Source organism: Armatimonas sp., assembly GCF_043760365.1.
Lineage (GTDB): Bacteria > Armatimonadota > Armatimonadia > Armatimonadales > Armatimonadaceae > Armatimonas.
Map to the genome: position 1 here is coordinate 1 of NZ_JAYUPA010000941.1, position 8,116 is coordinate 8,116.

Below are 8,116 nucleotides of genomic sequence, written 5' to 3' on the forward strand. Positions count from 1 at the left end.
CATGATGCGCGATGGAACCGTCGCCTACGAGCTGGCGCGCCCCCTGGATCTCTACACGCTCTGGTTCACCCGAAACGCTGCAAATAGAGTGGCTCCCACGATTCTGCGCTGTCTGCCGATCTTTGTGATCGGAATGGCCTTTCTGGGAATGCAGCCGCCGCCGTCGCTCGCGGCTTTTATTGCCTTTCTCCTTGCGCTTACTGGAGCGGTGGCTCTGATCGCCGCCTGGTGCACGCTGATCACCATCTCGCTCCTCTGGACTCTCTCCGGCGACGGTATCGCCCGCATCGCGCCGGGGTTGGTTGCGGTTCTCTCCGGTCAGATCCTGCCACTAGCTCTGCTCCCCGATACGCTCCAGCCGACTCTACGCTTTCTGCCCTTTATCGGCATGGTAGATGCCCCGTTCACACTCTGGATCGGTCAGCGCCCCGTCAGCGAGCTCGGCCCCATTCTCCTACACCAGCTCGCCTGGACGGTTGTATTCGTGCTCGCGGGGAGATTCTTGCTCACCCGTGGCCTCAAGCGGCTTGTGGTACAGGGAGGATAACAATGCGCCTGCGAGTTCTTCTTTCCCTGATGCGCGCCTCGATCCGTTCCCAAATGCAGTACCGCGCGAGTTTTGTGCTCTACTCGCTGGGCAACTTCTCGGCGGTGGCTGTCGAAGTGCTGGGGCTCTGGGGGCTCTTTGCGCGCTTTGGAAATCTGCCTGGCTGGAGCTTGGCGCAAGTGGCGGTGCTCTACGGCATGGTGCACATGGCTTTCGCTCTCGCCGAGGCCGCTGGACGCGGCTTTGACCAGTTCGCCAGTGTGGTTCGCGCCGGGGACTTCGATCGGTTTCTGTTGCGCCCGCATCCCACGGCTTTGCTTCTCGCGGGCCAGACCTTTGATCTCTCGCGCATCGGGCGGCTGGTGGCGGGGCTGATTGGCCTGCTCTGGGGGGCGAGCCACGCGGGCGTGCACTGGGATGCGCTCAAAGTGATGACACTGATTGGGGCGATTCTCGGAGGCGCACTGATTTTCTACGGTGTCCTGGTGATGCAGGCCACGCTTTGCTTCTTCACGGTGGAGTCGCTGGAGATTGTCAATGCGCTCACCTACGGTGGGATCATGGCGGCGGAGCTACCTCTCACGATCTACCCGAAGTGGATTCGCCTCCTCTTTACGTTCGTGGTGCCGATTGCCTGCATGAACTATCTCCCCGCCTCGGTGATTTTTGGCCACCCCGGCGCGTCGCCGTGGCTTGCGCTGCTTGGCCCCGTGGTCGGGGTGGGCTTCCTCACCCTCGCCCTCCAGCTCTGGAAGCGCGGCGAACGTCACTACCGCTCCACCGGAAGCTAGCGGTATAATCGGTTCATGTCCGCACCAACGCTCACTGGCTTTGATCTCGCCAACCGGGAGAACTTTTTTGAGTTCTGTCAGGCCAATGCTACCTGGCAGATTGAGCGCAATTCCCGAGGAGAGATAGTTGTCGAAATGCCCACAGGAGGAGAATCAGGTTTTCGTAATGCGGAGCTGACCGCGCAGCTTGTTGTCTGGTCACGGCTTAATGGGGCTGGTCGTGCCTTCGACTCTAATACGGGCTTTGATCTTCCCAATGGCGCTATGCGTTCGCCCGATGCCTCGTGGGTAAGCAAGGCCCGCCTTGCCACACTGACGGCGGAACAGAAGAAGAAATTTTTGCCTCTTGCTCCCGATTTTGCCGTCGAGCTACGCTCCGAAACTGATAGTCTAGCACTCCTTCAGGAAAAAATGACGGAGTACATCGCCTGCGGCGTGCGCCTCGCACTTCTGCTTGACCCAGCCCAACGCAGCGTTCATGTCTACCGCCCCGATGTCGAACCGGAAGTCCTCGAAAACCCACAAACCCTAGACGGCTCCCCCGAACTTCCAAATCTAACGCTCGATATTGCCGCTCTCTTCGATACCGAGCTTTAAGCAAGCGCTCCTGCCAGGCCGATAGAGCGTTATGACATCCCGCGAACTCCAGCAGTGGCCCAAGACACTGACACAGCTTCTTGATCTGGGCAGTACCGAAGCGGCAATTGAGTACGCGCTGAATTTCCCGACACCCGGCTACCGCATCCGGCTTCTTCTTCGTGCGAGTAAACAACTCCACACCTCCGAATCGATACAGCAAGTGCTTACCATAGCCCGTGCGCAAGTTTCGCTTCTCTCACAACCTCAGGCACAGTCTCATGCTTGGGGCTGGCTCTGCCGCGCCTATGCCAAACACCATTTTCTCAACGAAGCGGGAGAGTGTGCTCTTCTCGTCTCCGATCCCTACGCCCGCAAGGCACACCTGGGATACATCATCCAGCTTTATCGCTATGAACGACGGTACGCGGAAGCCCTTCAGCTTTGTGAAACCTGGCGCGAAGTTGCCGAGCCACCAGAGCACTCCCTCATCGAAACCCTGGTTGATCTCCTTGACCTGCCGCTGGATAAGAACCGCCGTAAACACAAAAATAAGAAACTTCCCCCACAACCGCTCGACATTGACTCAGCTCTCTTGAAGGCAATTCTCTTGGCACGCGGACAAGAGAAAACCGAAAAGGCCGTGAGAGCCCTGCTAAACACCACGGGCTACGCACACTGCCGTCCCCTTGGAGACATAGATCACGAACTTTTCCGCAGGGCGATGCGTCATGCCCACCGCTGGATACGTCGCTGGGGCCATAGCCTGGAATGGCTCTGCTTCTGGGCAAAGGCACCGGAGCTGGGGTATCTCTTCGACGAAGCACTCCTCGAAGCCGCCCGAGCACAGACCGATCCTGTACGTCGTGCCGGTGAGTTGAAAGCACGAATCTGGACTGCCAGGTACCATAAAAGCCATGCTGCACTGGAAAGCTTGATTGAAGAGGTTCGCGCGACGATTCGCACTATCCCTGACTCACATCAGCGCGAGCATGCCTTCACATTTCTTGCCTGTCACCTCCACTGGCTAGGCTGGCGTGGTAAAAGGCGGGGCTGGGAGAAGTAAAAACTCCCTCCTCCAACCTTCCTCGCAGGGTTGGGAGGAGGGCTGGGGAGGAGGGCTGGGGAGGAGGGCCTTACGCCGGGCTGTCCGCCTTCAAGTCAAGATACAGAAGCTCTTGCTCGGTTAGCTCGGTGTTGAGCGCGGCGACATTGGTATCCACCTCGCTCTGGTTCTGAGCTCCCACCAGCGCGAAGACGTTCATCGGGTAGTTGAAGATGTAGGCCAGCGCGATCTGAGGAACCGAGAGGCCCTTGGCATCGGCGAGCTCTTGGACACGGGCCAGACGCGTGAAGTTGGCATCGGAGCAGTAGCACTCGCGCACGAGCTTGGCCTGGCCCTCGGTGTAGGTTTCGATGTCCGCGCGGTTGAAGCGCCCTGACCAGAAGCCCCCCGCCATGCTCGACCAGGAGAAGAGTGGCATCTGATTGGCTTTGTACCACGCGCGGTCCTCTTCGAACTGATCGCCCGAGATCGTCACACAGCCGCCCCAGGGCACACGGATGGGGTCGGCCAGGGAGAAGTTAGGCGACGACGACGTAAAGGGAATCTGGCTGGTCTGCGCCGCGTAGTCGTTGGCAGCTTGGAGGCGCGCCGTGCTCCAGTTCGAGCCGCCAAACGCGCCGATCTTTCCTTGCTTGACCAGCAAGTTCAGCACATCCACAATGGGACCCACTTCGACATTTTCATCATCGCGGTGCAGCACATAGAGATCCACGTAGTCTAGCTGCATGCGCGCGAGGGTCTCGTGGAGGTCGTGCTGAATGTCAAACGGGGTCACTTTCTTGCGGATGCCATCGTGGGCACCCTTGGCAAGAATCACCACCTGGTCGCGAATCCCACGCTCCCGCACCCACTTGCCTAAAAACGCATCGGTGCCGTAGATATAGGCCGTATCCACACACGTGATGCCCGCCGCAAACGCGGAGTCGAGCTGTGCGAAGCCGATTGCTTCGTCGTTGCGGTTGACCTGAATGATGCCCTGCACCAGGCGCGAGATGGGTTTTTCGATGCCCGCAATCGTGCCGTATTTCATCTGGTTACTCATAGCCTCTCAGAGTTCCCCGGTTGGGGAGGAAAATCCTGCGGAAAAAGGCAAATAGAGTGCAAAGGAAAAATATGATGCAAGACTGGATGAACTGGCGTGGGCCGAGCTACAACGGCTCCACGGAAGCGAAGAGCCTTCCGGTAAAATTCTCCCCCACGGAGGGCATAAAATGGGCCGCGACACTACCAGGCCCCACGGCAGCGACCCCGATTATTCAGGGAGCCAGTGTCTATATCACGGCGGCAGATATTGATAAACAACAGCTTTTCGCCTACTGCCTGGACCGTAAGACCGGAAAGATCAAGTGGCAGGATGCCATGGGAAGCGGCTACCAGCCCGGCGGCCAGGGCAATAAAGTGCGCCTAGACGAGCGCAGCCACTACGCCGCTCCCTCGCCCGTGACCGATGGCAAGCGCGTGGTCTTTTTCTTTGGCAACGGCGATCTGGCGGCCTTCACCCCAAGTGGTAAGAAGCTCTGGCAGCGCAACCTGCAACGTGACTATGGTGATTTTGCGTTCCAGTGGACATTCTCTAGCAGCCCGCTGCTCTGGCGCGAGAAGCTCTACGTGCAGATTCTCCAGCGCAACCAGCCCGTCGGGCCGCGTGGCAAGGGTAAGCCCGAGTCGTTTTTGCTCGCACTGAACCCCAACACGGGCGTTGAACTCTGGCGCAGCGTACGGCCAAGCGATGCCATCATGGAGTCTCGCGAGTCCTACGGCACGCCGGTTCCTCAGCTCGTCAACGGCAAACCACAGCTGATTATCTCCGGCGGTGATGTGGTCAGTGGCCACGACCCTGAAACTGGCAAAGAGCTCTGGCGCTGGGGCACTTGGAACGAGGCGCACCGGGAAGCCTACTGGCGGCAAGTCCCCTCGGCCGTGGTGGGCGACGGAGTTGTGATGGTCTGTGCCCCCAAGCGTGCACCGGTCTACGCCGCCAAGCTTGATGGCAGCGGCCTGGCTTGGAAGAGTGAGGAGCGCGGCAATGTCACCAGCGATGTCCCAACCCCGTGCTTTGCGCAGGGCAAGTTCTATGTTTTAAGCGATGTGAAGAAATCCCTCTCGTGTGTTGAGTCCAAAGCGGGCACCGTCGTCTGGAGTGTCCCCACGCCCGGCCGCCAGATGTGCTGGGGCTCCCCGACAATCGCCGACGGTAAGCTTTACGTGATTGATCTGAATGGCGTTGTGTTCGTCTTTGAGGCCACAACGGGTAAACTCCTAGCCGAGAACCCGATGGACACGGAGGGCGCGGACATTCGCTCCAGTATCGCGGTGGCTTACAATAATCTGTTTATCCGAACCAAAGATAAGTTGTATTGTGTGGGGAAATGACACAACAATTTCGTATCGCGCCAGGAACACTGGCTAGCAAGCTCAAGCAGGCATGGCGCTTCAAGACCGGCAAGCCGATTCTCTCGTCGCCCGTGGTGGACGGTGCGGGGCGGGTCTTTTTTGGCTCCGAGGATAAGCACGTCTACGCCGTGCGCCTCGCCGATGGCAAGAAGCTCTGGAGTGTGGGGACCAATGGCAGTGTGGAAGCCTCAGCGCGGCTGGTGGGGAAGCTGGTCGTGATTGGCTCGTCGGACGCGCGCCTCTACGCCTTCGATGCCGCCACGGGAAAGCTCGCCTGGAAGTACAAGACCGACGATAAAATTCTCGGCGCGGCCAATCTCACGACTGCGCCGGATGGAAAAACACCCTGGCTGATTCTTGGCAGCTACGACAACCGGGTGCACTGTGTGAACGGCCTCACGGGAAAAGTCAACTGGACGTACGAGACCGATAACTATGTCAATGGCATGCCCGCGATTTCCCAGGGCAAAGTGGTCTTCGGGGGCTGCGATGGCTTTCTGCACGTGCTGAACGCCGCCGATGGCAAGAAGCTCAGTAGCATTGATGTCGGGGATTATATCGCGGGTTCCGTTACCATTGACGAGGGCCGCGTTTACTTAGGGCACTACGGAAATGCCGTGGTCTGCCTGGATCTGGCGACCGGCAAGACTCTATGGCTTTATCGTGACCGGGGCTTTCCTTACTACTCCACGCCCGCCGTGCTCGGCGACAGAGTGGTGATCGGAGGGCGCGATAAGTTCGTGCACTGCCTGAACAAAGACACCGGCAAGGCGCTCTGGACATTTCGGACGCGCGGCAAGATAGACGGCTCTCCGGTGCTCTGCGATGGCAAAGTCGTGATCGGCTCCGAGGACGGGCGGCTTTATTTCCTGAACCTCGCCGACGGCAAGCAAATCTGGAGCTACCCGATAGGCCGCCCCGTGATGGGCTCCGCCTGCGTCATCAATGGCCAAGTCCTCATCGGCTCCGACGACGGCTACCTCTACTGCTTTCGATAATTTTGGTAGAATCCCCGTATGAAGACAACCTGGACGGGGATCATTGCGGCTCCGCACACGCCGTTCGCTGCCGATGGCTCGCTGAATCTTGGCGTTATTGAGAAGCAGTGTGAGAAACTAATTGCTGATGGCGTAATCGGCGCGTTTGTCTGTGGCTCAACGGGCGAGGGTGTCTCGCTGAGTGTCGCCGAGCGCACGGCGGTGGCACGGCGGTGGGTTGAGGTGGCGGCGGGGCGGCTGAAGGTGATTGTCCATGTGGGGCACACGAGTATTTCCGATGCGGCGGAGCTGGCCGCCGATGCGCAGGCATCGGGCGCGGACGGCATCTCGGCGCTGGCTCCGTACTATTTTAAGCCTGTGAGCGTCGGGCACTTGCTGGACTTTCTCGCGCCCGTCGCCGCCGCCGCACCCGATCTCCCGTTTTTCTACTACCACATTCCCACCATGACGGGCGCAGCTTTGCCGATGATCCCTCTGCTGGAGCAAGCCGCTGAGCGCATCCCGAGCTTTGCGGGGCTAAAGTTCACCCACAACGATCTCTTGGAGTTCGCCGCCTGCCTGCGCTTTGAAAACGGGCGCTATGATATTTTCTGGGGAGCGGACGAGTGCATGCTCCCGGCGCTGAGTGTCGGCGCGGTGGGCTTTGTGGGCAGCACCTACAACTACTCCGCACCGCTCTACCAGAAGCTACGCACGGCGTTTGCGGCGGGTGATCTGGCCGAGGCATTGCGGCTCTCGGATACCGTGATGGATGCTGTCCGTGCCCTTCTTCAAAATCCTGGGCTTCCCAGCGGCAAGGCAATTATGGAAGGAATTGGAATCCCCGTTGGTGCGCCGCGCCCTCCGCTACGGCCACTCACGACCGCGCAGGCCGAGATTTTAGTCGCGCGGCTACGTGAGCTTGGGGTGATTGGGTAAACTAAAGCCATGATAAAAGTAGCCATGATCGGCGCGGGTAGCGTCGTCTTTTCCAAAAACCTCACCGGTGATATTCTTTCGTTTCCCGAGTTCAAGAATGCCACTTTCTCGTACATGGACATTGATGCGGACCGGCTCGAAGTCGGGGCCGCGCTGTGCCGCAAAGTGGGAGCCGCCTTAGGGGCCAGCCCGATGATTGAAGCGACGCAGGACCGTAAGAAAGCGCTAGAGGGCGCGGACTTTGTGATCAACATGGTTCAGATCGGCGGCTTCGACTCGACCCTGGTGGACTTTGAGATTCCGCGTAAGTACGGCCTAGGCTTCACGATTGCGGACACGACCGGGCCGGGCGGTTTTTTTAGGGCACTGCGCACCTACCCGATGCTCAAGGGGCTGGTTGAGGACATGATGGAGATCTGCCCCAAGGCCGTTCTGCTCAACTACTCCAACCCGATGAGCATGAACATGCAGACCATCACCCGCAGCTCCAATATTCAAGCCGTCGGGCTGTGCCACTCGGTGCAGGGGACGCTGAACCAGATCATGGGCTATATCGGGGTGAACCCGGCTGAGGTCGGCTTTACCTGCGCGGGCATCAACCACATGGCCTTCTACACCAAGCTCGAAAAAGACGGCGTTGATCTCTACCCGAGGCTCTTTGAGGCGATGGGGGATCCCGCCACTTTCGCCAAGAACAAAGTGCGCTTTGAGCTGATGAAGCGCTTGGGGTATTTCATCACGGAGTCCAGCGAGCACAACGCGGAGTACAATCCGTGGTTTATCCCACGCGGCAAGGACAAGATCGCGGAGTTTTCGGTGCCGATGG

General features: G+C 59.1%; 8 protein-coding genes and 1 pseudogene. 8 read left to right on the forward strand and 1 reads right to left on the reverse strand.

Annotation, left to right across the window (positions count from 1 at the left end; genetic code table 11):
- From ACH2EH_RS23725 to ACH2EH_RS23740, 4 genes are all read left to right on the forward strand, one after another.
- A partial coding sequence (locus ACH2EH_RS23725) for an ABC transporter permease (protein ID WP_395145687.1) occupies positions 1 to 547 on the forward strand: 547 nt, incomplete at its 5' end.
- Between the two features lie 2 nt (positions 548 to 549).
- Positions 550 to 1,338 carry an ABC transporter permease gene (locus ACH2EH_RS23730; protein ID WP_395145688.1) on the forward strand — a complete coding sequence of 263 codons (789 nt, stop codon included), beginning with the start codon at positions 550 to 552 and terminating at the stop codon, positions 1,336 to 1,338.
- A gap of 15 nt (positions 1,339 to 1,353) precedes the next feature.
- Positions 1,354 to 1,935, forward strand: coding sequence for a Uma2 family endonuclease (locus ACH2EH_RS23735; RefSeq protein ID WP_395145690.1), 582 nt, complete (start codon positions 1,354 to 1,356; stop codon positions 1,933 to 1,935).
- A gap of 31 nt (positions 1,936 to 1,966) precedes the next feature.
- Entirely contained in the window at positions 1,967 to 2,980 is a 1,014-nt protein-coding gene (locus tag ACH2EH_RS23740) for a hypothetical protein (RefSeq protein WP_395145692.1), read from the forward strand.
- A gap of 70 nt (positions 2,981 to 3,050) precedes the next feature.
- On the opposite strand, the gene ACH2EH_RS23745 is transcribed toward ACH2EH_RS23740, so the two are convergent.
- Positions 3,051 to 4,022, reverse strand: coding sequence for an aldo/keto reductase (locus ACH2EH_RS23745; RefSeq protein WP_395145694.1), 972 nt, complete (start codon positions 4,020 to 4,022; stop codon positions 3,051 to 3,053).
- A 71-nt stretch (positions 4,023 to 4,093) separates the two neighbouring features.
- Here ACH2EH_RS23745 and ACH2EH_RS23750 point away from each other — a divergent pair, with 71 nt between their 5' ends.
- The 4 genes and pseudogenes from ACH2EH_RS23750 to ACH2EH_RS23765 form a co-directional block, all read left to right on the forward strand.
- On the forward strand, positions 4,094 to 5,353 hold the full coding sequence (locus ACH2EH_RS23750) for a PQQ-binding-like beta-propeller repeat protein (RefSeq protein ID WP_395145696.1): 1,260 nt from the start codon (positions 4,094 to 4,096) through the stop codon (positions 5,351 to 5,353).
- Positions 5,350 to 6,372, forward strand: a complete 1,023-nt coding sequence (locus ACH2EH_RS23755) for a PQQ-binding-like beta-propeller repeat protein (RefSeq protein ID WP_395145698.1) — start codon at positions 5,350 to 5,352, stop codon at positions 6,370 to 6,372. The genes ACH2EH_RS23750 and ACH2EH_RS23755 overlap by 4 nt, the downstream gene beginning before the upstream one ends.
- A gap of 18 nt (positions 6,373 to 6,390) precedes the next feature.
- Complete coding sequence (locus ACH2EH_RS23760; protein WP_395145699.1) at positions 6,391 to 7,290, forward strand: dihydrodipicolinate synthase family protein; 900 nt, start codon at positions 6,391 to 6,393, stop codon at positions 7,288 to 7,290.
- Positions 7,291 to 7,299: 9 nt separating this feature from the next.
- Positions 7,300 to 8,116: pseudogene (locus tag ACH2EH_RS23765) on the forward strand (alpha-glucosidase/alpha-galactosidase); the annotation flags it as partial.

What these genes read in the sequence shown, in the direction of transcription:
- ACH2EH_RS23740 (WP_395145692.1), top strand. Translation starts at nt 1,967, where the DNA reads ATGACATCCCGCGAACTCCAGCAGTGGCCCAAGACACTGACACAGCTT.
- ACH2EH_RS23730 (WP_395145688.1), top strand. Translation starts at nt 550, where the DNA reads ATGCGCCTGCGAGTTCTTCTTTCCCTGATGCGCGCCTCGATCCGTTCC.
- ACH2EH_RS23735 (WP_395145690.1), top strand. Translation starts at nt 1,354, where the DNA reads ATGTCCGCACCAACGCTCACTGGCTTTGATCTCGCCAACCGGGAGAAC.
- ACH2EH_RS23750 (WP_395145696.1), top strand. Translation starts at nt 4,094, where the DNA reads ATGATGCAAGACTGGATGAACTGGCGTGGGCCGAGCTACAACGGCTCC.
- ACH2EH_RS23745 (WP_395145694.1), bottom strand. Translation starts at nt 4,022, where the DNA reads ATGAGTAACCAGATGAAATACGGCACGATTGCGGGCATCGAAAAACCC.
- ACH2EH_RS23760 (WP_395145699.1), top strand. Translation starts at nt 6,391, where the DNA reads ATGAAGACAACCTGGACGGGGATCATTGCGGCTCCGCACACGCCGTTC.
- ACH2EH_RS23755 (WP_395145698.1), top strand. Translation starts at nt 5,350, where the DNA reads ATGACACAACAATTTCGTATCGCGCCAGGAACACTGGCTAGCAAGCTC.